A 24,534-nucleotide genomic window follows, 5' to 3' on the forward strand; every position below is an offset into this window, starting at 1 on the left:
AATTCACTCCTTGCTGGAAAGGCTGGAAACGGCAGGAACCTGGAAAACGTGTCGCAAATAGGCGACGAAATTCGGGTCTTTGCAGTGGGTCTTGCCCGGCTCGTCGGAGATCTTCGCCACCGGCTGGCCGTTGCAGGCGGTCATTTTAAGCACGATGCTCATCGGTTCGACACCCGGAATGTCACAGGTCAGGTTGGTGCCGATGCCGAAGCTGACATTGATCCGCCCGCGCAGCGCCCGGAAGATTTCCAGCGACTTGGGCAGCGTCAGGCTGTCGGAGAACACCAGGGTCTTGCTCATCGGGTCGATGCCTAGCTTGTGATAGTGGGCGATGCATTTTTCGCCCCACTGCACCGGATCCCCGGAGTCATGACGCAGACCGTCGAACAGCTTGGCGAAGAACAGATCGAAATCGCCGAGGAAGGCATCGGTAGTGATGCAGTCGGTCAGGGCGATCCCCAGCAGGCCGCGATACTCGCGGACCCAGCAATCGAGGGCGGCGATCTGGCTGTCGATCAATCGCGGGCCGAGTTGCTGGTGGGCCATGATCCACTCGTGGGCCATGGTCCCCAGCGGTTTCATGTCCAGTTCGCGGGACAGGTGCACGTTGCTGGTGCCGACGAAACGCCCGGGGAAATCGTGCTTGAGCACATTCACCACTTCTTCCTGCACGCGGTAGGAAAACCGGCGGCGCGTGCCGAAATCGGCGACCTGCAACTGCGACAGTTCTTCCGCCGAAGCGTTGGCTGTCAGCCAGTCGAACTTGCGGTAAAGCTGTTCGCGAGCCTGTTCCAGCACGGTTTCACGGTAGCGATAGCGGTTGCGCACTTCGCTGACGATCGCCAGCAGCGGCACTTCGAACAGAATCACATGCAGCCACGGCCCGCGCAGGCGGATGAACAGCTCGCCGTTCTCGATGCCGGTGTGCAGGTAGCGCAGGTTGAAACGGAACAGACCGAGGAAGCGCAGGAAGTCCGGCTTGAGGAACGAGATGCGCTCTAGAAAGCTCAACTGATCGGCGCTCAGACTCAACTCGGCCAGACGCTCGACCTGGAAGCGGATCTCCGCCAGATACGGGCGCAGATCTTCACTGTTACGGCAACGAAACTCCCATTCGACTTCGACGTTGGGGTAGTTGTGCAGCACCGCCTGCATCATCGTCAGTTTGTAGAAGTCGGTGTCGAGCAGGTTCTGCACGATGCGATCGGCAAACACACTCTCGCTCATAACGGGGTCTCCAGGCGGGCCGCGCGGTGGGCGCGGTATCAATCAATGGCGCTAGTGGCGCATATCCGGGGTGGGGATTGCCAGCGATTTTTATCCCGGCGCAGCGCCTCAGACCGCATCCGGACTGTCGATCTGCTCCAGCATCCACTTCACGAAATCCCGCACCTTGGGCACTTCCGCCGCGTGCTCCGGGTAGGCGAGGTAATAGGCGTCGGTGCTGGGCATGGCATGCTGCCAGGGAATGACCAGTTTGCCGTCGGCCAATTCCTCTTCCACCAGAAACCTCGGCAACAACGCCACACCGCAGCCGACCTGGGCGGCGCGGATGCACATATAAAAGGTTTCGAAACGCGGGCCGTGGTAGCTGTGTTCGGTCTGGTAACCCTGGCTGTCGAACCAGTCGTGCCATGCTTGCGGGCGGGAAGCGTTTTGCAGCAGGACCAGATCGGTAAGTTGTGTCGGGTCGGTGAGCGGCGTGTCCGGCACGCTGCTCGGTGCGCAGACCGGCACCAGTTCTTCGCCGAACAGCTTCAGGCATTCGGTACCGGGGCGTGAGCCTTGGCCGAAATAGAACGCCAGGTCGCTGCGCCCTTGCAGCAAGTCATCGGCTTCCTGCTCGTTGCACAGATCCAGATGGATCGATGGATGGCGCAGACGCCAGCCCTTGAGGCGCGGCACCAGCCAGCGAGCGCCGAAGGTCGAAGGCGTGGAGACCCGCAGGACTTCGGTTTCGCCGCCGTAGGAACGCAGGTAATGGGTCGACATCTCGACCTGGGTCAGGATTTTTCTGACTTCCACCAGGTAAAGATCGCCGGCCGGGGTCATCTGCAAACGGCGGCGTACTCGGCGGAACAACAAGTGCTGCAGCAATTCTTCGAGCTGCGCCACTTGCTTGCTGACGGCGCTCTGGGTCAGGTTCAGTTCCTCGGCAGCCCGGGTGAAACTCAGGTGCCGGGTCACGGCCTCGAAGCACTGCAACGCGGTGATCGACGGCAAGTGGCGTTTGTTCAGCATGGGCGTTCCTTTCTTGTCTTTCTGCGCAGCATGAATAAACGGAATGATATCTCGCGTAAAGGTCGTTTGTTGCACAGCCTTCCTGACGCTACAACTAAAGGTCTGCCCGGTCGTGAAAACGCGCCCGCACACATTCAGTTTTTTGCTCGAGGAGTGACCCATGGTTGCTGCATTGCTTGATCGTCTAGGTGTGAACCCGGCCCTGTATCAGAACGGCAAAGTGCCGGTGCATTCGCCCATCGACGGCAGCCGCATCGGCGCCGTGAACTGGGAAGGCCCGGCCGAAGTCGAGCAGCACATCAGTCGCGCAGATCATGCGTTCGAACAATGGCGCAAGGTGCCGGCCCCGCGTCGCGGCGAGCTGGTGCGTCAGTTCGGCGAAGTGCTGCGTGAATACAAGACCGAACTCGGCGAGCTGGTGTCCTGGGAAGCGGGCAAGATCACTCAGGAAGGCCTGGGTGAGGTGCAGGAGATGATCGACATCTGCGACTTCGCCGTCGGCCTGTCCCGCCAGTTGTACGGATTGACCATCGCCTCCGAGCGCCCGGGCCACCACATGCGTGAAACCTGGCACCCGCTGGGCGTGGTCGGCGTGATCAGTGCGTTCAACTTCCCGGTCGCGGTGTGGGCGTGGAACACCACGCTGGCGCTGGTCTGCGGCAACCCGGTGGTGTGGAAACCGTCGGAAAAGACGCCGCTGACCGCATTGGCCTGTCAGGCGCTGTTCGAGCGTGTACTGAAGAACTTCAGCGATGCCCCGGCGCACCTGAGCCAGGTGATCATTGGCGGTCGCGATGCCGGCGAAGCGCTGGTGGATGACCCGCGTGTCGCGCTGGTCAGCGCCACCGGCAGCACCCGCATGGGTCGCGAAGTGGCGCCGAAAGTCGCCGCCCGCTTCGCCCGCAGCATTCTCGAACTGGGCGGCAACAACGCGATGATCCTCGGCCCGAGCGCCGATCTGGACATGGCCGTGCGCGCCATTCTGTTCAGCGCCGTCGGTACCGCCGGTCAGCGCTGCACCACGTTGCGTCGCCTGATCGCCCATGAATCGGTGAAAGAAGAAATCGTCACCCGCCTGAAAGCCGCTTACTCCAAAGTCCGCATCGGCCATCCGCTGGAAGGCAACCTGATCGGCCCGCTGATCGACAAGCACAGCTTCGAAAACATGCAGGACGCGCTGGAGCAGGCGCTGAGTGAGGGCGGCCGGGTGTTCGGCGGCAAGCGCCAGCTGGAAGATCAATTCCCCAATGCCTATTACGTGTCGCCGGCCATCGTTGAAATGCCGGAACAGAGCGACGTAGTGTGCAGCGAGACCTTCGCACCGATCCTGTACGTGGTCGGCTACCGCGATTTCGAAGACGCGCTGCGCCTGAACAACGCCGTGCCGCAAGGCCTGTCGTCGTGCATCTTCACCACGGATGTGCGCGAGGCCGAGAAATTCATGTCGGCGGTCGGCAGTGACTGCGGCATCGCCAACGTCAACATCGGTCCGAGCGGCGCGGAAATCGGCGGCGCGTTCGGGGGCGAGAAAGAAACGGGCGGTGGTCGCGAGTCGGGCTCGGATGCATGGCGCGCGTACATGCGCCGGCAGACCAATACCGTGAACTACTCGCTGGAATTGCCGCTGGCGCAGGGCATTACGTTCGACTGACAGTTTTCTCGAAGCTATTGATCGTTCCCACGCAGAGCGTGGGAACAATCTCTTAGGTGTGTTTGGCAGGTTTCTGTTGGAGTCTGGCAATGCCGTTACGCGAAGAATGTCTGTGGGAAAAACTCACGCCGCAACGACCGGATAACACGGCGCTCAGGGGCGAGGTCAAAGTCGATGTCTGCGTGATCGGCGCCGGGTTTACCGGGTTGTCGGCGGCGCTGCATCTGTTGGAGAAGGGCAAGAGCGTCTGCGTGCTCGAAGCCCATCGCGCCGGGTATGGTGGTTCCGGGCGCAACGTCGGACTGGTCAACGCCGGGATGTGGATCCCGCCGGACGAGATCGAGGCCGGCTTCGGCGAGGCGGTCGGCAGCCAGCTCAACCGCATGCTCGGTGCGGCGCCGGCGCTGGTGTTCAGCCTGGTGGATAAATACAACATCGATTGCCAGTTGCGCCGTGAAGGCACCCTGCACATGGCGCACAACGCCAAGGGTGAGGCGGATCTGCGCAGTCGTGAGGAACAATGGAAGCGCCGGGGGGCGCCGGTCGAACTGCTGACCGGCAAGGCCTGTGAACAGGCGACCGGCACGCAGAAGATTGCCGCCGCGTTGCTCGACCGGCGTGCCGGTACGCTCAATCCGATGGCCTATGTCACCGGGCTAGCCAACGCTGTAATGAGCCTTGGCGGGCAGATGTTCGATCATTCCCCGGTCGCGCGTCTTGAGCGCCAGGGCCAGCAATGGTCGGTGCAGACCGAGCAAGGTTCAGTGCTCGCCGAACAAGTGGTGATCGCCTCCAACGCCTATACCGAAGGCGACTGGACCGAACTCAAGCGCAATTTCTTCCCCGGTTACTACTATCAGGTCGCTTCGGTACCGCTGACCGAAGACGCCGCCCAGGAAATCCTCCCGGGCGGGCAGGGGTCGTGGGATACCCGCCAGGTGCTGAGCAGTATCCGCCGCGACAGGGACGGGCGTCTGCTGCTGGGCAGCCTCGGTAACGGTAATCAGAAACCGACCTGGTTCCTCAAGGCCTGGGCCGACCGGGTGCAGCAACATTACTTCCCCAATCTCAAGCCTGTGGAATGGGAATGCACCTGGACCGGGCGCATCGCGTTCACCCCTGATCATTTGATGCGCCTGTTCGAGCCGGCCCCTGGACTGGTAGCGGTCACCGGTTACAACGGTCGGGGCGTGACTACCGGCACTGTGGTCGGCAAGGCCTTCGCCGATTACCTGTGTAACGGAAATCCTCAGGCATTGCCGATTCCCTTCGCCCCGATGCAGCCGCTGGCGGGGGTGGGCTTGCGCAGTTGTCTGTACGAGGCCGGGTTCTCGCTGTATCACGCGGGCCAGTGCCTGCGGATCGTCATCTGAGTGTTGAAATATGTTGCCGGAAGCGGCGCTTTTCGATGTAGCGACTAGCCTGTAATGGTGCGGGTTGTAGCAGTCCCGCACCAGCAGTGTGCAGTTCGGTGACGCGGGCTGTTACAGGCTGGTTGCACGTCGTTTGGTGCCGCGGTTGCAATGATGGCGCGTACGGGTTGCGCCTGAAAAAATAAATGGTTTCACCTTCCGCGGTTTAGACGGTTGCACGCCCAATGAAAATGGGAACGAAACAGTCGAAATAACAAGAAAGCAGCGACTTTTTGAAGAATAAAAAACCGATGGCACGGCCCTTGCTCTGAGCATTCAAGTGAAGTCGCAGTGCCAACTAAAAAAACCTTGGAGCACCACCTCATGTCCCAGACGTTTTACAAGAAAGGCTTTCTGGCCCTCGCAGTGGCTACTGCGCTGGGTGTTTCTGCGTTTGCACAAGCTGATGTGAAAATCGGTGTGGCGGGTCCGATGACGGGCGCCAACGCGGCATTTGGCGAGCAATACATGAAAGGGGCACAAGCGGCGGCCGACGCGGTCAACGCGGCGGGCGGCGTCAACGGGGAGAAGATCGTCCTGGTCAAGGGCGATGACGCCTGCGAGCCGAAACAGGCGGTGACGGTCGCCAAGGACCTCACCAACCAGAAAGTCGCCGGTGTGGTCGGCCACTTCTGCTCGTCCTCCACCATTCCGGCGTCCGAGATCTACGACGAAGCCGGCATCATCGCCATCACGCCGGGTTCCACCAACCCGCAAGTGACCGAGCGCGGCCTGAGCGCCATGTTCCGTATGTGCGGCCGTGACGACCAGCAAGGCATCGTCGCCGGCGACTACATCGTCGACGTGCTCAAAGGCAAGAAAGTCGTCGTGTTGCACGACAAGGACACCTACGGTCAGGGCCTGGCCGATGCGACCAAGGCTCAGCTGGAAAAACGCGGCGTGAAGCCGGTGTTGTACGAAGGCCTGACCCGTGGCGAAAAAGACTTCAGCACCATTGTCACCAAGATCCGTGGCGCCGGCGCCGATGTCGTCTACTTCGGTGGTCTGCACCCGGAAGCCGGCCCGCTGGTTCGCCAACTGCGTGAACAAGGCCTGAAAGACGTCAAGTTCATGTCCGATGACGGCATCGTGACCGACGAACTGGTGACCACCGCCGGCGGCCCGCAATTCGTCGACGGCGTACTGATGACCTTCGGTGCCGACCCACGCCTGCTGCCAGACAGCAAGGCCGTGGTAGATGCGTTCCGCAAGGCTGGCACCGAACCTGAAGGCTACACCCTGTACGCCTATGCATCGGTTCAGGCCCTGGCCGCCGCTTTCAACGGCGCCAAGTCGAACAAGGGCGAAGAGGCCGCTGTCTGGCTGAAGAAAAACCCGGTCAAGACCGTCATGGGCGAGAAGACCTGGGACTCCAAAGGCGACCTGAAGGTCTCCGACTACGTGGTCTACCAGTGGGACAAGGACGGCAAATATCACCAGCTGGAAAAACAGAAATAACGGCACCTGATCAACCGGACGCCACATTCCCTGTGGGAGCGGGCTTGCCCGCGATGACGGCCTGACAGTCGACAACTGTGTTGAATGTTCTACCGCTATCGCTGACAAGCCAGCTCCCACAAGGGGGCTGCGGTTTCCTGTCTGACATTGCTCCGACGTAAATCTGTATTTTTCCTAGAAGAACCGCGCACCTCAGGGTGTGCAGGTTCTCACTGCGTGAGATTGCGTTATGGATGGTATTTTCCTGCAGCAACTGGTCAACGGCCTGACCCTCGGGTCGGTCTATGGCCTGATCGCCATCGGCTACACAATGGTCTACGGCATCATCGGCATGATCAACTTCGCCCACGGCGAGGTTTACATGATTTCTGCTTACCTGGCGGCAATCAGTCTGGCTCTGCTGGCTTACTTCGGTATTGAATCCTTCCCGCTGCTGATGCTTGGCACTCTGGTATTCACCATCGTGATCACGGCGGTGTATGGCTGGGTCATCGAGCGAGTCGCTTACAAACCCCTGCGCAACTCCACCCGACTGGCACCGTTGATCAGCGCCATCGGCATCTCCCTGATCCTGCAAAACTACGCACAGATCGCCCAGGGCGCCAAACAACAGGGCGTACCGACCTTGCTGACCGGTGCGTGGCGTGTCGAAATCGGCACCGGCTTCGTGCAACTGACCTACACCAAAGTCTTCATCCTGGTGGCCGCATTCGTCGGCATGGGCCTGCTGACCTATGTCATCAAGTACACCAAGCTTGGGCGCATGTGCCGTGCGACCCAGCAAGACCGCAAGATGGCTTCGATCCTCGGCATCAACACCGACCGGGTCATTTCCTACGTTTTCATCATCGGTGCAGCCATGGCGGCCCTGGCCGGCGTGTTGATCACCATGAACTACGGCACCTTCGACTTCTATGCCGGCTTCATCATCGGCATCAAGGCATTCACCGCGGCGGTACTGGGCGGGATCGGTTCGCTGCCTGGCGCCATGCTCGGCGGGATCATCCTCGGGATCTCCGAGTCGCTGTTCTCGGGCCTGGTCAACTCCGACTACAAAGACGTGTTCAGCTTCTCGCTGCTCGTACTTGTTCTGGTCTTCCGGCCTCAGGGCCTGCTGGGCCGTCCTCTTGTGTCGAAGGTGTAAGCGATGTCTTCAACCACTGCAAAATCCATTGATGTCAAAAAAAGCCTGGTTGAGGCGATCCTCGCCGGTCTTATCGCCCTGATCGTGTTCGGGCCGATCGTCGGCGTCGTACTCGACGGCTACAGCTTTAACCTCGAACCGACCCGCGTGGCGTGGATCATTGCCATCGTCATGGCTGGCCGGTTTGCCCTGAGCCTGTTCCTGCAAACGCCGAAGGGCCTGCGCATTCTCGACGGATTCGAGAGCACCGGTTCCGGCGTGCATGTGCTGCCCGCCGATCACAAATCCCGCCTGCGCTGGATCATCCCGCTGATGATCGCCATCGCCGTGGCGTTGCCGTTCTTCTCCAACTCCTACCTGCTGGGCGTGGTCATCCTTGGTTTGATCTACGTGCTGCTGGGGCTGGGCCTGAACATCGTGGTGGGGCTGGCCGGCCTGCTCGACCTGGGTTACGTGGCGTTCTACGCCATCGGCGCCTACGGTCTGGCGCTCGGTTATCAGTACCTCGGCCTGGGCTTCTGGACCGTGCTGCCACTGGCGGCGATCACCGCCGGACTCGCCGGTTGCATCCTCGGTTTCCCGGTGTTGCGTCTGCACGGCGACTACCTGGCGATCGTGACCCTGGGCTTCGGTGAAATCATCCGTCTGGTGCTCAATAACTGGCTGTCCCTGACCGGCGGCCCGAACGGCATGGCGGCGCCGCTGCCGACCTTCTTCGGTCTGGAATTCGGCAAGCGGGCGAAGGATGGCGGGGTGCCGTTCCATGAGTATTTCGGCATCGCCTATAACCCGGACGTGAAGTACTACTTCATCTATGCGGTGCTGTTTCTGGTGGTGCTGGCCGTGCTGTACATCAAGCATCGTCTGGTGAAGATGCCGGTCGGCCGCGCCTGGGAAGCCCTGCGTGAAGACGAAATCGCCTGCCGCTCGATGGGCCTCAACCACGTGCTGGTCAAGCTCTCGGCGTTCACCATCGGTGCATCCACGGCGGGTCTGGCGGGTGTGTTCTTCGCCACCTATCAAGGCTTCGTCAACCCGACCTCGTTCACCTTCTTCGAATCGGCGCTGATTCTCGCCATCGTCGTGCTCGGCGGCATGGGCTCGACCATCGGTGTGGTGATCGCAGCGTTCGTGCTGACGGTTGCTCCGGAACTGCTGCGCGGCTTCGCCGAATACCGCGTGCTGCTGTTCGGGATCCTGATGGTGTTGATGATGATCTGGCGACCTCGCGGGCTGATCCGCATCAGCCGTACCGGGGTCACTCCACGCAAAGGTGCCATTCACTATGAGAGGACTGCGCCATGAGTGAAGTCGTACTCTCTGTTGAAAAACTGATGATGCACTTCGGTGGCATCAAGGCCTTGAGCGACGTCAGCCTGAAGGTCAAGCGCAACTCGATCTTCGCCCTGATCGGCCCCAACGGTGCCGGCAAGACCACGGTGTTCAACTGCCTGACCGGGTTCTACAAGGCTTCCGGCGGCAAGATCGAACTCAACGTGCGCGGCCGGCAGACCAACGTTATCCAGCTGCTGGGCGAATCGTTCAAGCCGACCGACTTCGTCTCGCCGAAGAACTTCGCCAGTCGCCTTTACTACAAGATGTTCGGCGGCACCCACCTGGTGAACCGCGCGGGCCTGGCCCGGACGTTCCAGAACATTCGTCTGTTCAAGGAAATGTCGGTGCTGGAGAACCTGCTGGTGGCCCAGCACATGTGGGTCAACCGCAACATGCTGGCCGGCATCCTCAACACCAAGGGCTATCGCAAGGCCGAAAGCGACGCGCTGGATTGCGCATTCTACTGGCTGGAAGTGGTGGACCTGGTGGACTGCGCCAACCGTCTGGCCGGTGAACTGTCCTACGGCCAGCAACGCCGTCTGGAAATCGCCCGGGCCATGTGCACGCGGCCGCAGATCATCTGCCTCGACGAACCGGCCGCCGGCCTCAACCCTCAGGAAACCGAAGCGCTGAGCGCGATGATCCGGCTGCTGCGTGACGAGCACGATCTGACCGTGGTGCTGATCGAACACGACATGGGCATGGTAATGAGCATTTCCGATCACATCGTGGTGCTGGACCACGGCATTGTCATCGCCGAGGGCGGTCCGGATGCCATTCGTAACGATCCGAAAGTGATCGCTGCCTACCTGGGCGCCGACGAAGAGGAAGTCGTATGACCCAACCCATCCTCGAACTCAAGGATCTGGACGTGTTCTACGGCCCGATCCAGGCCCTCAAAGGCGTTTCGCTGCAGATCAACGAAGGCGAAACCGTCAGCCTGATCGGCTCCAACGGCGCCGGTAAATCCACCCTGTTGATGTCGATCTTCGGCCAGCCACGGGCGGCGGGCGGGCAGATTCTCTATCAGGGCGTGGACATTACCCACAAGTCCTCGCACTACATCGCCTCCAACGGCATCGCGCAATCGCCGGAAGGGCGGCGGGTGTTCCCCGACATGACCGTCGAGGAGAACCTGCTGATGGGCACCATTCCGATCGGCGACAAGTACGCCAAGGAAGACATGCAGCGCATGTTCGAGCTGTTCCCGCGGCTCGAAGAGCGCCGTAATCAGCGGGCCATGACCATGTCCGGCGGCGAGCAGCAGATGCTCGCCATCGCCCGGGCGCTGATGAGTCGGCCCAAGCTGTTGCTGCTGGACGAGCCGAGCCTGGGTCTGGCGCCGATCGTGGTGAAACAGATCTTCGCCACCCTGCGGGAACTGGCGAAAACCGGCATGACCATTTTCCTCGTCGAACAAAACGCCAACCACGCGCTGAAACTGTCCGACCGGGCATATGTGATGGTCAACGGCGAGATCCGCCTGACGGGCACCGGCCAGGAGCTGTTGGTGAACGAGGAGGTGCGTAACGCTTACCTCGGCGGGCACTGATCGGTTGACGTTGTCCACAAGCCCCGATGCGAAAGTGTCGGGGCTTTTTTGCACCTGTCTGTTCAGCGAAGCCAGACACCTTCGGGAAATTGTGGAAAACAAAATCGCCAACCTGCCAAAGCGCGACATATAGACGCTGCAAATGGCTGTTTTTCCACAGTTTTGACTTGTCCCCGTTTGCTGTGGAGCTGGCTGTGAATAACGTGGGTGTAGCTGGCTGAAAGCCTTTGAAACCGTGGCTTTCAGAGGTGTGGTTGTTTTTTGAGCAGAGTGGTTTTGCGGGCGGGAAGGTCAGTTTGTCAACCTTTTTGTGGGGGGGCAAAAAGGTGCAGATCGTTGTGGTCAGTCCTGTGGATAAGTCTGTGATTAAACTCTGGAAAGACTCGGCTGAGGGCCGTAATTGCTGGCCTCGCGCAATCATGGCCATGACCGGCCAGTCGTGCAAAATGCCCTGCCCGGCACAACTGGTTGTTCAGGGTCAAGCAAAAAACTTTCCAGATTGCCCGCAAAGCCTTGTGGGGTGCGGCTTTGCGCTTTTCCACTTGCCCCCGGAAACTGTGGAAGGGCTTGTGGATAACGTGCGTGCACATGGCTACAGGCCACGGTGCGTATGGCGTAGCGGCCGTTGATCAATTAATGAGCAGGATTCGGTGGTTGCCGGTTAAAGCGGGGCCGGGCATGCTGCCCGCTGATTTTCTATTCCAATGGCTGCCCCCGCGGCCGAAGCAAGGAGAACACGATGTCCAACACCCTGTTTATCACCGGCGCGACCTCCGGTTTTGGTGAAGCCTGTGCCCGTCGTTTTGCCGAGGCCGGCTGGAAACTGGTGCTGACCGGTCGTCGTGAAGAACGCCTCAACGCGCTGTGCGCCGAGCTGTCGAAGCAGACCGAAGTGCATGGCCTGGTGCTGGATGTGCGTGATCGCAAGGCGATGGAAGAGGCGATTGCCAACCTGCCGCCGTCGTTCGCCAAGCTGCGCGGCCTGATCAATAACGCAGGTCTGGCGCTGGGTGTGGACCCGGCACCGAAGTGCGACCTAGACGATTGGGACACCATGGTCGACACCAACGTCAAAGGCCTGATGTACAGCACTCGGCTGTTGCTGCCTCGCCTGATCGCCCACGGTCGCGGCGCCAGTATCATCAACCTCGGCTCCATCGCCGGTAACTACCCGTACCCGGGCAGCCACGTTTACGGCGCGACCAAGGCGTTCGTGAAGCAGTTTTCGCTGAACCTGCGTTGCGACCTGCAGGGCACCGGCGTGCGCGTCAGCAACATCGAGCCGGGCCTGTGCGAAAGCGAGTTCTCGCTGGTGCGTTTCGCCGGCGATCAGGCGCGTTACGACGCTACCTACGCCGGTGCCGAGCCGATCCAGCCGCAGGATATTGCCGAGACCATCTTCTGGGTGCTGAATGCACCGGCGCACATCAACATCAACCGCCTGGAACTGATGCCGGTGAGCCAGACCTGGGCGGGTTTTGCCATTGAGCGTAACAAGGCTTAACACCGTGTAACGGCTATTCGCGAGCAAGCTCGCGAAGGCGACTTATCGGTTAGCGGAGATAGTCCGCCAGGCCGGCATAACAGGTCGCCAAGTGATACGGCGTGGTCGACGGCATGTCCTTGCGGCTGACCTCGCCCTGATCGTCACGGCACTCATGCCAGCCGCCGGTATGCAGGAAGCGCTGTTGCAGCGTCTGCAACTGGCGCAGCACGGCGCTTTCGCCGTTTGGGCGCAAGGTCAGCGCCCGCAGGTACTCGGCCTGGGCCCAGATGCGCTGGGTCGAATCCTTTCCGTGCCCTTGCGGATCAAGCATGGCCAGCACCGCACCGGTGTCGGCCTCGACGCCCTGTTGTTCGGTGAAGGCAAACGCACGATCCAGTGCCGCGTGCAGTTTCGAACCGCGTAGCAGTGGAGAGGAGTCGAGCAGGAAATACCATTCGAACTGATGCCCCGGTTCAAACCAGTTATCCACAGCCCCCAGCGGTTTTTCCATCAACACGCCCTGTTGCGGTTCGATGAAGCGCTTGTGCATGGCTGTGCATAACTCGCTCAGCGCCTGCTGGGTGTGGACATCTTCGCGCACAGCCATTGTGGCCAGGAAGGCTTCGGCCAGGTGCATCAGCGGGTTTTGCAGCGGGCCGGTTTCCAGCGTGATCCAGTCACGGTCGAGGCAGGCTTCGTAGAGGCCGTCGCCGGTGGCGAAGCGTCTGCCGATAACTTCCAGCGCGGCATTGAGCGTCGATTCCACCAACGGCTCACGAGACTTGTCCCAATAGTGGGCGCAGGCGAACAGGATGAAGGCGTGGGTGTAGAGGTCCTTGCGCTGATCCAGCGGTTTGCCCTGCGGATCGATGCTGTAGAACCAGCCGCCGTGCTCGGTATCGTGGAAGTGCCGTTGCAGGGAACGGAACAGTGCAGCCGCGCGTGTTTCGGCGTTATCCACAACCCCGATCAGGCTGGAAAACAGATAAAGCTGCCGTGCGCAGGCCATCGCCCGATAGCGCTGCGGTGGCAGCGGTTGATGCGCGGCGTCCAGCGCCTCGTAAGGCAATGCCATGTCGGCGTTCCAGCCCGGTCCTTGCCAGAGGGGCACGATCACGTGCAGAAAGTGCTGTTGCACTTCACCGAACAGGGCGGTCAATTCAGGCAGGGAGGTGGAGCGGGAAGCGTGGGGCATGGGCGGACGTCGTCACGGCAGGGGCGATTGCGCGACATGGTAGCAGAGAGTGGCGATCGATCGTTCCCGCGCCATGCGCGGGAACGATCAGAGGTGCAATTCAGCCGGCCAGCAACCACGCGCCTGTCACCGCCGAAGCGGCGCCGGCCAGTCGTACCAGCGGCGCGGCCGCCTGAGGCAGAAAACGCACGACGGCATAACCCGCCGCATGCAGTGCAGCGGTCGCGACCACGAAACCGGCGGCATACGCCCATGGGCTCGACATGTCCGGCAACTCGAGGCCGTGGGCCACGCCGTGGAACAGCGCAAACAGCGCCGTCGCCGCCACGGCCATTACCAGTGGCGGACGTACCGCCAAAGCCACCGCCAGACCCAGGGCCAGCACCGAGGCGGCAATCCCGCTTTCCAAGGCCGGCAGCGCCAGCCCTTCAAAGCCGAGCAGGCCGCCGATCAACATGGTGCCAACGAACGTGCATGGCAGCGCCCAGCGTGCGGCGCCTTGCTGTTGCGCGGCCCACAAACCGACGGCCACCATCGCCAGCAAATGGTCGAGGCCGCCGATCGGGTGGCTGATGCCGGCGACCAGGCCAGAGTCGCCGTGGCCGGGGTGGGCGAAGGCCAGGGCCGGGGTCAGCAGCAGTGCGACGGCGCCGAGAATACGTTTGAGTGTCATGGATAAGCTTCCTTGTTGAGCAGTGAATCAGGCTGCAGTCAGCAGGCCCTGGCGTTCGATGAAGGCGATGATGTCTTCCAGGCCCTGACCGGTTTTCTGGTTGCTGAACACGAACGGCTTGCCGTTGCGCATGCGTTGGGTGTCGCTGTTCATCATCTCCAGCGAGGCGCCGACCAGCGGCGCAAGGTCGATCTTGTTGATCACCAGCAAATCGGATTTGCAAATGCCGGGCCCGCCCTTGCGCGGCAGCTTGTCGCCGGCCGACACGTCGATCACGTAGATGGTCAGGTCGGACAGCTCCGGGCTGAAGGTCGCGGACAGGTTGTCGCCGCCGGACTCCACCAGGATCAGGTCCAGCCCCGGAAAACGCCGGTTCAACTGATCCACCGCTTCGAGGTTGATCGAGGCGTCTTCGCGGATCGCCGTGTGTGGGCAGCCGCCGGTTTCCACGCCGATGATCCGCTCCGGCGCCAGGGCTTCGTTGCGCACCAGAAAGTCGGCGTCTTCGCGGGTGTAGATGTCGTTGGTGACCACCGCCAGGTTGTAGCGCTCGCGCAGCGCCAGGCACATAGCCAGGGTTAACGCGGTCTTGCCGGAACCGACCGGGCCGCCGATGCCGACGCGCAGGGGTTGTGTGTTCATGTGCTTCTCCAGATAAAAAGGCCCTAGGAACGGAACAGGCGGCTGTACTGGCGCTCATGGGCCATGCACGCCAGGGACAGACCGAACGCGGCGCTGCCGAGGTGTTCGGGATTGATTCGGGTGGCGTCCTGCTGGGCCTGTTGCAGCAGCGGCAGCAGTTCGCTGGTCAGGCGCTGGGCAGCTTGCTGGCCCAGCGGCAGGGTTTTCATCAGCACCGCGAGCTGGTTTTCCAGCCAGCTCCACAGCCATGCGGCGAGGGCGTCCTGCGGACTGATCTGCCAGGCGCGGGCCGCCAGTGCCCAGCCAAGGGCCAGGTGCGGTTCGGCGCAGCGTTCAAGGAAGTCCCGCGCAGCCTGATCGAGTTCGGGCAAGCCGTTGAGCAATTGCTGCAACGAGTAGCCCATCTGCCGGCTCTCCAGATGCAGTTCGCGGGTTTCGCGGCTGGCGCGGTGGCTTTCGCACATACGCAGCAGCTCGTCCCAGTTTTCCTGCGCAGCAGCCTGGCAATGGGCGAGCAGCATGGGCGCCTCGAATCGCGCGAGGTTGAGCAGCAATTGATCGCTGATCCAGCGCCGGGCGCTGTCCGGACTGTCGACGCGACCGTTATCCACCGCCATTTCCAGGCCCTGGGAATAGCTGTAGCCGCCAATCGGCAATTGCGGACTGGCCAGGCGCAGCAGCGCCCAGGCCGGGTTCACAAACGGACGCCGAACTGGTGGAGTTTCGGCGCGTAGTTGAAGTCTTCGTCACCGTGTCGCGAATGATGATGGCCGCCACCGTAGGCGCCGTGTTCCGGCTGGAACGGCGCTTCGATCGATTCCACAGCGGCGCCGAGCTGTTCAAGCATCGCCTTGAGCACGTAGTCGTCGAGCAGGCGCAACCAGCCGTCGCCCACTTGCAGGGCAACGTGGCGATTACCCAGGTGATAGGCGGCGCGGGTCAGTTCAAAGGCGTTGGCGCAGGTGACGTGCAGCAATTGTTCGGGGCGGGCGCAGACCCGGACGATCCGGCCATCTTCGGCTTGCAGGCACTCGCCGTCATACAGCGGCGGCTGACCGCGCTCCAGAAACAATCCGACGTCTTCGCCTTCGGCACTGAAACAGCGCAGGCGGCTTTTGCTCCGGGCTTCGAAGGTCAGGTGCAACTCGGCGGCCCAGACGGGTTGGGGGTCGATTCTGCGATGAATCACCAGCATCGGAAAGCTTCCAGCAATGGACAATGCTCAGGCTAGAGCAAGGGGCTTGCCAATCGGACGAGACGTAGGAAAACCCTGACGGAGCCGAGTGGATGTTTCAAGATGTTGCAGGATTGTGAGGTGTTTTGGTGCATGAAGTTTTTTTCATGCACCAAACAGGAGCCGGCGTGGGGCCGGGGAGGACAGCTCGGTAAGAACTATTCGGTACTGCCGAGCCCTTGCCAGTGCTTCAACCCGATAAAGATGAAGCGCAGTTGCTGGGTGATCTTCGCCTGTGGCGTCAGATGTTCGGGCAGGGCTTCGGCGGGCGGGTCGATGATGTCCGGCAGGGTGGCGAACACCGATTTGACGATCAGATCGGCCATCACGCTCAGGCCCTCGCGATTGAGGTGCTGGAGCTTGGGCATCAAGGCCAGATCCGCTGCCAGGTCGGAGCTGATGTCTTCCCGCAAACGGCCAATGGCCTGACGCACCGGCAACGATCCGCCGTACTGCTCGCGGGCCAGAAACAGAAATTGCGAACGGTTGGCACTGACCACGTCGAGGAAGATCCTTACCGACGCATCGATGATCCCGCCCATGACGAATTCGTTGTGCCGCACCAGGCGGATGGTTTCGCGAAAGGTCTGACCGACTTCGCTGACCAGTTCCAGACCGAGTTCGTCCATGTCGGCGAAATGCCGATAGAAACCGGTGGGCACGATGCCGGCGGTTTTCGTCACTTCACGCAGGCTCAGGCTGCCGAATCCTCGGCCGCTTTCCATCAGGTGGCGGGCAGCGTCCATCAGGGCGTTGCGGGTCTGTTGTTTCTGTTCGGCGCGGGGCAGCATCGCAGGGTGTGTTCTTAGGCAAGACAAGCGCCGCACTCTAGCAAATCGGCTTTGTCGGCGTCGAACGGCAGCGGGGAGATGGAAGCGGGAAATCGCGACTTCTTTATACAGGCTGCTGAAAAGTCAAAAGCCCAATCCGGGGATTGGGCTTTTTTTCCAGGCCGCCATGGGCTTAGCTCAAAGCGCTGTTGCGTTCGATCACACGGTCACCACCGCCTTCAGCGAGGGTCTGGCCTTGTGGAGTGCGGTCGCCGCCATCCGATGCCAGGGTCTGGCCTTGTGGGGTACGGTCGCCACCATCCGATGCCAGGGTTTGGCCTTGTGGAGTGCGATCGGAACCATCAGATGCCAGGATTTGACCTTGTGGCGTGCGATCCGAACCGTCTTGAACCAGACCTTTCTCTTCCAGACGATCACGGCCGCCTTCTGCGACGAATTGGCCTTGTGGGGTCTTGTCGTAGCCGTCTTGAACCAGACCTTTTTCTTCCAGGCGGTTGCGACCGTTCTCAGCGAGGGTCTGGCCTTGTGGCGTGCGGTCACCGCCATCAGCAGCCACGGTCTGGCTGAACACCGAGTGGCTGGTTTTGACTTGCGGAGTTGCTTGATCGGCAGCTGGCAGAGCGAAAGCAGTGCTGGCCAGCATCGAGAGGGTAAGACTGAGCAGAAGTTGGCGTTTCATGATGGGTTGCTCCTTGGGAGGGCGATAAAGTGGGTACGAGGGCAATGCTACTCTCGATAAGTCGATATAAAAGTTCATAAACACAATGGTAATAATCAACAGAATTGATTGTTCGCCTGGGAGGCTCTAGCTCGGGCGTTTCAGGCGGGCGGTTTTGCACTGCAGTGGGTATTTTCCACCCACTTGCGCTCCGCAAAAGTGCGGGCCCGGTAACGTCGACTCGACCGATCGGTCAGAATGGCGACCGTTTTTCCCCCTCGACGGGGCTTTGGATTAAACCTGCGGGCTGTTTGTCAGTCACAGATTTCATGAGGGCCATCACGGCCTGCCGTCTCAGCTGCGTCGTGCCAATGGATGCAGTCGCCTTCAGGAGCTTTGTGCAATGACGCGCACGCGTAAAATCTTCGCCTGGACCTTCGCCACCCTTGTGCTGCTTCTGGTGGTGCTGGTGTTGATCATCGTGTTTTTCGACTGGAACCGGATCAAACCGCCGCTCAACGCCAAGGTTTCGGAAGAGTTGCACCGACCGTTCGCCATCAACGGCAACCTGTCGGTGGTCTGGCGGCGCGAACTCGACGAGGGCGGCTGGCGCGCCTGGGTGCCATGGCCGCATGTGGTGGCCGAAGACCTGACGCTGGGCAATCCGGACTGGTCGAAGCAGCCGCAGATGGTCACCCTCAAACGGGTCGAGCTGCGCATCTCGCCACTGGCCTTGCTGGCGCAACGAGTAACGATCCCGCGTATCGACCTGACCGAACCCAATGCGCAATTGCAGCGTCTGGCCGATGGCCGCGCCAACTGGACCTTCACGTTCGATCCCAAGGACCCGAATGCCGAGCCCTCGAACTGGGTGGTCGACATCGGTGCCATCGGCTTCGACAAGGGCCACGTCACCCTGGATGACCAGACCCTCAAGACCAATCTCGACCTGTTGATCGATCCGCTGGGCAAGCCGATTCCGTTCAGCGACATCGTCGGCGACAAAGCGGCGAAAACCGCGCAGGACAAGGGCGGCGCACCGCAGGATTACGCCTTCGGCCTGAAAGTCACCGGCCAGTACCACGGCCAGAAACTCGCCGGTCAGGGCAAGATCGGCGGCTTGCTGGCGCTGCAGGATGCGCGCAAACCGTTCCCGTTGCAGGCCCAGGCGAAGATCGGCGATACCAGCATCGAACTCGCCGGTACCCTGACCGATCCGCTGAATCTCGGTGCCCTCGATCTACGCCTGAAACTGGCGGGTGCAAGCCTCGGCAATTTGTATCCGCTGACCGGCGTAACCCTGCCGGACACCCCGCCTTATGCCACCGACGGCCATTTGATCGCCAAGCTGCATGAGCCGGGCGGCGCGCAATTTCGCTATGAACAGTTCAACGGCAAGATCGGCAGCAGCGACATTCATGGCGATCTGGCCTACGTCGCCAGTCAGCCACGGCCGAAGCTGAGTGGCGCGCTGTTGTCCAATCAACTGTTGTTCGCCGACCTCGCGCCGCTGATCGGTGCCGACTCCAATGCCAAGCAGAAGGCCCGTGGCGGTGAAAGCAAGCAGCCTGCGGATAAAGTCTTACCGGTGGAAGAATTCAAGACCGAGCGCTGGCGCGACATGGATGCCGACGTCGAATTCACCGGCAAGCGCATCGTCCACAGCGAAGAACTGCCGTTCACCGACCTTTATACCCACCTGAAACTCAACGACGGCGAACTGAGCCTTGAGCCGCTGCGCTTCGGCGTGGCCGGTGGCAACCTGGATGCACAGATTCGCCTCAACGGTCGTACCGAGCCACTGGAAGGTCGGGCCAGACTGACCGCGCGCAAGTTCAAGCTCAAACAGCTGTTCCCGACCTTCGAACCGATGAAGACCAGTTTCGGCGAACTCAACGGCGATGCCGACATTGCCGGTCGCGGCAACTCGGTGGCCAAGCTGCTGGGCGGTGCCAACGGCAACCTGAAGATGCTGATCAACGACGGCGCGATCAGCCGTGAGTTGATGGAGCTGGCCGGCCTCAATGTCGGCAACTACGTGGTCGGCAAGATCTTTGGCGACAAGGAAGTGAAGATCAACTGCGCGGCGGCGGACTTCGATATCAAGACCGGTCTGGCGACGACGAGACTGTTTGTGTTCGATACCGAGAACGCAATCATCTACGTCGACGGCACAGCGAACATGGCCACCGAGCAACTGGATCTGACGGTGACGCCGGAATCCAAGGGCTGGCGCCTGATTTCCCTGCGCTCGCCGTTGTACGTGCGTGGCAAGTTCATCAAGCCGGATGCCGGGGTGAAAGCGGTGCCGTTGATGTTGCGCGGGGCGGGAATGGTGGCGCTGGGCGTGATCGCCGCACCGGCGGCGGGGCTGCTGGCGCTGGTGGCGCCGAGTGGTGGCGAGCCGAATCAGTGCGCGCCGTTGCTGGAGCAGATGAAGGCGGGCAAGGCGCCGGTGACCGTCAAACCCACTCAATGATTTTCCGGATCGTCAGATCGTTCCCACGCAGAGCGTGGGAACGATCAGCTTGCGGGGATTAGAGGTCTTTCAGGATATCGGCCATGTCATCGGCATGCTCTTCTTCCTGAGCCAGGATGTCTTCGAAGATCCGGCGCGTGGTCGGATCCTTTTCACCGATGTACTGGATGATCTCGCGGTAGCTGTCGATGGCGATCCGCTCGGCGACCAGGTCCTCATAGACCATCTCTTTCAAGGTGTTGCCGGCCACGTATTGCGCGTGGGACATCTTCGACAGCAAGTCCGGGTTGAACTCGGGTTCGCCGCCCAGTTGCACGATGCGCTCGGCGAGACGGTCGGCGTGTTCGGCTTCCTGAGTGGCGTGCTCGAGGAACTCGTCGGCGGCCACGTTGGCTTTCAGGCCGTTGGCCATGAAGTAGTGGCGCTTGTAGCGCAGGACACAGACCAGTTCGGTGGCCAGCGACTCGTTGAGCAGACGCAGCACTTCTTCACGGTTGGCGCTGTAGCTTTCGGTCACCGCGCCATTTTCCACGTGCTGGCGGGCGCGCTCGCGCAGGGTTTGAACATCAGACAAATGCAGATCACTCATTTCAGTCTCCTGGAGGCTAATCCGATTGGCGTCACGTTCTGCTGACGTGATCGTTACCTGGTTGTGAGTGATGAACGCTGCAAAAAGTTTTGTCGGATTCAGCGCGGCACATGTCCGGAAAGCTGCGCCTCTTCGCGCAGCCAGGCAAAAAACGCCTTCACCGGCGGGTGCCGCTCACGGCCCGGTACGCAAAGTGCGCTGTAACCGGCGCCATCGACCTGCACCTCACCCTTGTACGGCACCAGCAGACCGCTGGCGACGCTCTGCGAAACGAGGATGTTGCTCGCCAGCACCAACCCTTGTCCGGCAATGGCCGCCTGCAGGGCGTAATGCTCTTCGTCGTATTCGCGGATGGCCGGGTGCTGATTCAGCCAGTTCTCGCCTGATTGCGCGCACCACGCTTCCCAGCCGTGGGCGTACAGTTTCGAGTTGTGCCAGTGCACGCTGATCAGCGCCGGGGTGCGGCGGGCGGCCAGTGCCACTTGTTCCGGCGAGCCGTACACGCCGAACGATTCATCGAACAGGCACAGCCCGTAGAGGTTCGGGTAATCGTCGAGGCTGTAGCGCAGCACCAGATCGACGCTGGCGTCCTGGTGCAGGTCGATCACTTCGCAATGCGTATCCAGCCGCACATTGATGTTCGGGTGTTTTGCATAAAACCGCCCCAGGCGCGGCACCAGCCACAACGCGGCGAACGCGGCGGTGGTCGACAGCGTCAGGCTGCTGCCACTGCGTTGCGGGCGCAGGGTGTCGACGCTTTGCGCCACCTCCAAAAATGCGCCGTGCAGGCTGCGGAACAGCCGCTCGCCGCCCTCGGTCAGGCGCACCTGACGCGGCAGGCGTTCGAACAGCGCCACGCCGAGCCAGTCCTCCAGCGAGCGGATCTGATGGGAAATCGCCGTCGGCGTCACCGCCAGTTCTTCGGCGGCCGCCTTGAAACTCAACAAGCGCGAGGCGGATTCGAACGCGCGCAGGGCGGTCAGGGGCAATGAAGCGAACATGAAAACTCCACGGATGAAATCAATTCATCCCGACTGATTTTTGCTCATTTGAGGCGATGCCTGAGTGGCTGCAATCTGGCGCCACACCGTCAATCAAGTCTAGTCCCAAGGAGATTCAGATGAGCAAGATTCTTGCGATCCATGCCAGCCCTCGCGGTGAGCGTTCCCATTCACGGCGTCTGGCAGAAAGCTTTCTCAGCGCCTGGCAAGTCCGTCATCCACAGGCTCAAGTGACTCGCCGCGAGGTGGGGCGGGCGGTGATTCCGGCGGTCAATGAAGCGTTTGTCGCGGCGGCGTTTTACCCCGAGCCCGAGGCTCGACCGCTGACGATGCAGGCCGATCTGGCCCTCAGCGACCAATTGGTGGGCGAGGTGTTCGATCACGACCTGCTGCTGATTTCCACGCCGATGTACAACTTCAACGTGCCCAGCGGCCTTAAGGCTTGGGTCGATCAGATCGTGCGGTTGGGCCTCACGTTCGATCACACCCTCGACAACGGCATCGCCCAATACACGCCGCTGTTGCACGGCAAGAAGGCGCTGATCGTTACCAGTCGCGGCGGTTTCGGATTCGGCCCGGGTGGCGAGCTGGAAGCGCTGAACCACGCTGATCCATGGTTGCGCACCGCGCTGGGTTTCATCGGCATCAACGACGTCACGGTGGTCGCCGCCGAGGGCGAGGAATCCGCCGAGCGCACCTTCGCGGTGTCAGTGGCCGAGGCCGAGCAGCGCTTGCTCGACCTGGCCCGGGCGTTCTAGGTGGCCTGGCTGTTTCTGCTGATTGCGGCCGGGTTCGAGGTCACCTTCGCCATGGGCATGAAGTACGCCGAGGGTTTCACCCGGCTCTGGCCGTCGCTGATCACCGTGGGGGCGGCGGTGGGCGGGGTGTACTTCCTGACCCTGGCGATGCGCGAGCTGCCGGTGAGCATCGCCTACCCGATCTGGACCGCCTTCGGCTCGCTCGGCACGGTGTTTCTCGGTTTCGCGCTGCTGGGCGAGAGCCTGACGCTGGTGAAGGTGCTGTCGGTGGGGTTGATTGTGGCGGGGGTGGTGGGGCTGAAGTAGGCTGGTCGTGGAGTTGTCATCATCGAAGAGGATGCTTGGCGGGCGTTTTGCACGCCCTGCATCCACTCACCGACCACAAGGATGTTTGCCCATGTCGCAAGGTTCGGCCACACGTTATCCACTGGTGCTGGTGCCGGGAATGCTCGGTTTCATCCGTCTGGTGCTGTACCCGTACTGGTACGGGATCATCAAAGCACTGCGCCGGGGTGGTGCGACGGTGATTGCAGTGCAGGTGTCGCCGCTCAATTCCACCGAAGTGCGCGGCGAGCAGTTATTGGCGCGTATCGATGAGATTCTGCGCGAGACCGGCGCGGCCAAGGTCAATCTGTTCGGCCATAGCCAGGGCTCGCTGACGGCGCGTTATGCGGCGGCCAAGCGCCCGGATCTGGTGGCCTCGGTGACCTCGGTGGCCGGGCCCAATCACGGTTCGGAACTGGCCGACTACCTGGCGAAACACTATCCGGCGGACAGCGCCAAGGGCCGAATCCTTGAAGCGTTGTTGCGCTTCGTCGGCTGGTTGATGGCGCTGCTGGAAACCGGCTACCACGGGCCGAAACTGCCGGTGGATATCCACGCCTCGCACCATTCCCTGACCACCGAAGGCGTGGCGCTGTTCAACCAGCGTTATCCACAGGGCCTGCCGCAGACCTGGGGCGGGCACGGGCCGGAAGAGGTCAACGGGGTGCGGTATTACTCGTGGTCCGGCACCTTGCAGCCGGGCAAGACCGACCGTGGCGGCAACCTGTTCGACGGCACCAACCGCAGCTGTCGGCTGTTCGCCAAGACCTTCGTGCGCGAGCCGGGGCAGTGCGACGGCATGGTCGGACGCTACAGCTCGCACCTAGGCACCGTCATCGGCGATGACTACCCGATGGATCACTTCGACATCGTCAACCAGTCGCTGGGACTGGTTGGCAAGGGGGCGGACCCGGTGCGGCTGTTCGTCGAGCATGCGGCGCGGTTGAAAGCCGCTGGGGTCTAGGCTGCGCTCGGGGTGCGGGTGCGACCGAGGACGGTGGTCCAGCGCTCGGAAAGAATCACTCCACCCAGCGTCAGCAGGCCACCGACCAGGTGATACATCGCCAGTTGTTCCTTCAGCACCCCCGCCGCAATCAGCGCGGTGATCAACGGCAGCAGGTTGAAGAACAGCGTGGTCCGGCTCGGCCCCAGGCGCTGCACGGCCTGCATCCATGCCAGCGGCGCGAGCATCGAGGCCAGCAGGCACGCATACAGCACCAGCGGAATATTCTGCAGGGTCAGGCCGGTTTTCGGCGACATGGCGTACAGCGGATACAGCACCACCACCGCCACCAGCACCTGCAGATACAGCAACACCAGCGGCGGCAGACGCAGCTGCCATTTTTTCAGCAAGGTGCTGTAGATCGCGTAGGCGAGGGTGGCGATCAGCATCATCGCGTCGCCCAGGTTCACCCCGTGTTGCAGCAAAGCGCCGAGGCTGCCGGACGACACCACCACCAGCACACCGGCAAACGACAGCACCGCACCGACCAAAGCACCGGCGGTCAGGCGCTGGCCGAGGCTGATGATCGCCATGGCCAGCGACATCAACGGCATCAGCGACAAGATGATGCCCATGTTGGTGGCGCTGGTCAGAGTCGCCGCGAAGTAGGCCAGGCTCTGATAGACCGCCATGCCGAGCACGCCGAGGATAAAAATCTTGCCCAGGTTCGGACGGATCTGCGGCCAGTGCGCAATCACCTTCCCGAGCATGAACGGGGTAAACAGCAGGCCGGCAAGCAGCCAGCGGTAGAAGCCGATCTCGGCGGGGAAGATTGCACCGACCGCGAGCTTGTTGATCACGGTGTTGCCGGCCCAGATGAAAATCGCCAGCAGGGGAAACGCGTATCGCATGGGAGGAGAAACCAGTACGTTGATGAACGGTGATTATCCCCTGTCTGGATGCAGGCC

General features: G+C 61.5%; 23 protein-coding genes and 1 pseudogene. 12 read left to right on the forward strand and 12 right to left on the reverse strand.

Annotated elements, in window-relative coordinates; all coding sequences use genetic code 11:
• Positions 1 to 3 precede the first annotated feature (3 nt).
• Positions 4 to 1,227: a nicotinate phosphoribosyltransferase gene (gene pncB / locus L6D81_RS22185; RefSeq protein ID WP_085685119.1), complete on the reverse strand. Its 1,224-nt coding sequence runs from the start codon at positions 1,225 to 1,227 to the stop codon at positions 4 to 6.
• Between the two features lie 108 nt (positions 1,228 to 1,335).
• The gene (locus L6D81_RS22190; RefSeq protein ID WP_236181935.1) at positions 1,336 to 2,241 is read right to left on the reverse strand and encodes a LysR family transcriptional regulator; all 906 of its coding nucleotides are present in this window, start codon (positions 2,239 to 2,241) and stop codon (positions 1,336 to 1,338) included.
• A 160-nt stretch (positions 2,242 to 2,401) separates the two neighbouring features.
• Between L6D81_RS22190 and amaB the strand changes: the two genes are divergently transcribed.
• From amaB to L6D81_RS22230, 8 genes are all read left to right on the forward strand, one after another.
• A complete protein-coding gene (gene amaB / locus L6D81_RS22195) occupies positions 2,402 to 3,892 on the forward strand; it encodes an L-piperidine-6-carboxylate dehydrogenase (RefSeq protein ID WP_236181936.1) in 1,491 nt (496 codons plus the stop codon).
• Positions 3,893 to 3,981: 89 nt separating this feature from the next.
• Positions 3,982 to 5,265: an L-pipecolate oxidase gene (amaA, locus tag L6D81_RS22200; protein WP_236181937.1), complete on the forward strand. Its 1,284-nt coding sequence runs from the start codon at positions 3,982 to 3,984 to the stop codon at positions 5,263 to 5,265.
• A gap of 363 nt (positions 5,266 to 5,628) precedes the next feature.
• Positions 5,629 to 6,762 carry an ABC transporter substrate-binding protein gene (locus L6D81_RS22205; RefSeq protein ID WP_236181938.1) on the forward strand — a complete coding sequence of 378 codons (1,134 nt, stop codon included), beginning with the start codon at positions 5,629 to 5,631 and terminating at the stop codon, positions 6,760 to 6,762.
• A gap of 229 nt (positions 6,763 to 6,991) precedes the next feature.
• Positions 6,992 to 7,906: an ABC transporter permease subunit gene (locus L6D81_RS22210; RefSeq protein ID WP_236181939.1), complete on the forward strand. Its 915-nt coding sequence runs from the start codon at positions 6,992 to 6,994 to the stop codon at positions 7,904 to 7,906.
• A gap of 3 nt (positions 7,907 to 7,909) precedes the next feature.
• Positions 7,910 to 9,211: a high-affinity branched-chain amino acid ABC transporter permease LivM gene (livM, locus tag L6D81_RS22215; RefSeq protein WP_236181940.1), complete on the forward strand. Its 1,302-nt coding sequence runs from the start codon at positions 7,910 to 7,912 to the stop codon at positions 9,209 to 9,211.
• On the forward strand, positions 9,208 to 10,080 hold the full coding sequence (locus L6D81_RS22220) for an ATP-binding cassette domain-containing protein (protein ID WP_064593137.1): 873 nt from the start codon (positions 9,208 to 9,210) through the stop codon (positions 10,078 to 10,080). The genes livM and L6D81_RS22220 overlap by 4 nt, the downstream gene beginning before the upstream one ends.
• The gene (locus tag L6D81_RS22225) at positions 10,077 to 10,793 is read left to right on the forward strand and encodes an ABC transporter ATP-binding protein (protein ID WP_011332208.1); all 717 of its coding nucleotides are present in this window, start codon (positions 10,077 to 10,079) and stop codon (positions 10,791 to 10,793) included. The genes L6D81_RS22220 and L6D81_RS22225 overlap by 4 nt, the downstream gene beginning before the upstream one ends.
• A gap of 739 nt (positions 10,794 to 11,532) precedes the next feature.
• On the forward strand, positions 11,533 to 12,297 hold the full coding sequence (locus L6D81_RS22230) for an SDR family oxidoreductase (RefSeq protein ID WP_236181941.1): 765 nt from the start codon (positions 11,533 to 11,535) through the stop codon (positions 12,295 to 12,297).
• 49 nt (positions 12,298 to 12,346) lie between these two features.
• On the opposite strand, the gene L6D81_RS22235 is transcribed toward L6D81_RS22230, so the two are convergent.
• The 7 genes from L6D81_RS22235 to L6D81_RS22265 form a co-directional block, all read right to left on the reverse strand.
• On the reverse strand, positions 12,347 to 13,474 hold the full coding sequence (locus tag L6D81_RS22235; RefSeq protein ID WP_236181942.1) for an AGE family epimerase/isomerase: 1,128 nt from the start codon (positions 13,472 to 13,474) through the stop codon (positions 12,347 to 12,349).
• Positions 13,475 to 13,574: 100 nt separating this feature from the next.
• Positions 13,575 to 14,147: a HupE/UreJ family protein gene (locus L6D81_RS22240; RefSeq protein WP_236181943.1), complete on the reverse strand. Its 573-nt coding sequence runs from the start codon at positions 14,145 to 14,147 to the stop codon at positions 13,575 to 13,577.
• A 27-nt stretch (positions 14,148 to 14,174) separates the two neighbouring features.
• A complete protein-coding gene (gene ureG, locus L6D81_RS22245; RefSeq protein ID WP_236181944.1) occupies positions 14,175 to 14,789 on the reverse strand; it encodes an urease accessory protein UreG in 615 nt (204 codons plus the stop codon).
• Between the two features lie 23 nt (positions 14,790 to 14,812).
• Positions 14,813 to 15,487 (reverse strand): urease accessory protein UreF, encoded by a 675-nt coding sequence (locus L6D81_RS22250; RefSeq protein WP_236181945.1) that lies wholly within the window; start codon positions 15,485 to 15,487, stop codon positions 14,813 to 14,815.
• Positions 15,484 to 15,984, reverse strand: a complete 501-nt coding sequence (gene ureE, locus L6D81_RS22255) for an urease accessory protein UreE (protein WP_007950631.1) — start codon at positions 15,982 to 15,984, stop codon at positions 15,484 to 15,486. The genes L6D81_RS22250 and ureE overlap by 4 nt, the downstream gene beginning before the upstream one ends.
• Positions 15,985 to 16,181: 197 nt before the next feature.
• Positions 16,182 to 16,814 carry a TetR family transcriptional regulator gene (locus L6D81_RS22260; RefSeq protein WP_236181946.1) on the reverse strand — a complete coding sequence of 211 codons (633 nt, stop codon included), beginning with the start codon at positions 16,812 to 16,814 and terminating at the stop codon, positions 16,182 to 16,184.
• 172 nt (positions 16,815 to 16,986) lie between these two features.
• Positions 16,987 to 17,493 (reverse strand): hypothetical protein, encoded by a 507-nt coding sequence (locus tag L6D81_RS22265; protein WP_236181947.1) that lies wholly within the window; start codon positions 17,491 to 17,493, stop codon positions 16,987 to 16,989.
• 382 nt (positions 17,494 to 17,875) lie between these two features.
• Between L6D81_RS22265 and L6D81_RS22270 the strand changes: the two genes are divergently transcribed.
• Entirely contained in the window at positions 17,876 to 19,951 is a 2,076-nt protein-coding gene (locus L6D81_RS22270) for an AsmA family protein (protein ID WP_236181948.1), read from the forward strand.
• 58 nt (positions 19,952 to 20,009) lie between these two features.
• Here L6D81_RS22270 and L6D81_RS22275 read toward each other — a convergent pair whose 3' ends face one another.
• Complete coding sequence (locus L6D81_RS22275) at positions 20,010 to 20,540, reverse strand: ferritin-like domain-containing protein (RefSeq protein ID WP_064379129.1); 531 nt, start codon at positions 20,538 to 20,540, stop codon at positions 20,010 to 20,012.
• 31 nt (positions 20,541 to 20,571) lie between these two features.
• Positions 20,572 to 21,541, reverse strand: a pseudogene (locus L6D81_RS22280) (LysR substrate-binding domain-containing protein).
• A 119-nt stretch (positions 21,542 to 21,660) separates the two neighbouring features.
• Between L6D81_RS22280 and L6D81_RS22285 the strand changes: the two are divergent.
• The 3 genes from L6D81_RS22285 (at position 21,661) to L6D81_RS22295 (ending at position 23,587) form a co-directional block, all read left to right on the forward strand.
• Positions 21,661 to 22,299 carry an FMN-dependent NADH-azoreductase gene (locus tag L6D81_RS22285; RefSeq protein WP_236181950.1) on the forward strand — a complete coding sequence of 213 codons (639 nt, stop codon included), beginning with the start codon at positions 21,661 to 21,663 and terminating at the stop codon, positions 22,297 to 22,299.
• Positions 22,300 to 22,605: a DMT family transporter gene (locus tag L6D81_RS22290; RefSeq protein ID WP_236181951.1), complete on the forward strand. Its 306-nt coding sequence runs from the start codon at positions 22,300 to 22,302 to the stop codon at positions 22,603 to 22,605. It abuts the gene before it with no gap.
• Between the two features lie 91 nt (positions 22,606 to 22,696).
• Positions 22,697 to 23,587, forward strand: coding sequence for an esterase/lipase family protein (locus L6D81_RS22295; protein WP_236181952.1), 891 nt, complete (start codon positions 22,697 to 22,699; stop codon positions 23,585 to 23,587).
• On the opposite strand, the gene L6D81_RS22300 is transcribed toward L6D81_RS22295, so the two are convergent.
• Positions 23,584 to 24,477 (reverse strand): DMT family transporter, encoded by an 894-nt coding sequence (locus L6D81_RS22300; protein ID WP_236181953.1) that lies wholly within the window; start codon positions 24,475 to 24,477, stop codon positions 23,584 to 23,586. The two genes, L6D81_RS22295 and L6D81_RS22300, sit on opposite strands and share 4 nt — an antisense overlap.
• Positions 24,478 to 24,534 lie beyond the last annotated feature (57 nt).

Origin of the sequence: Pseudomonas sputi (genome assembly GCF_021603585.1) — a bacterium.
In the GTDB taxonomy this organism is placed as follows: domain Bacteria; phylum Pseudomonadota; class Gammaproteobacteria; order Pseudomonadales; family Pseudomonadaceae; genus Aquipseudomonas; species Aquipseudomonas sputi.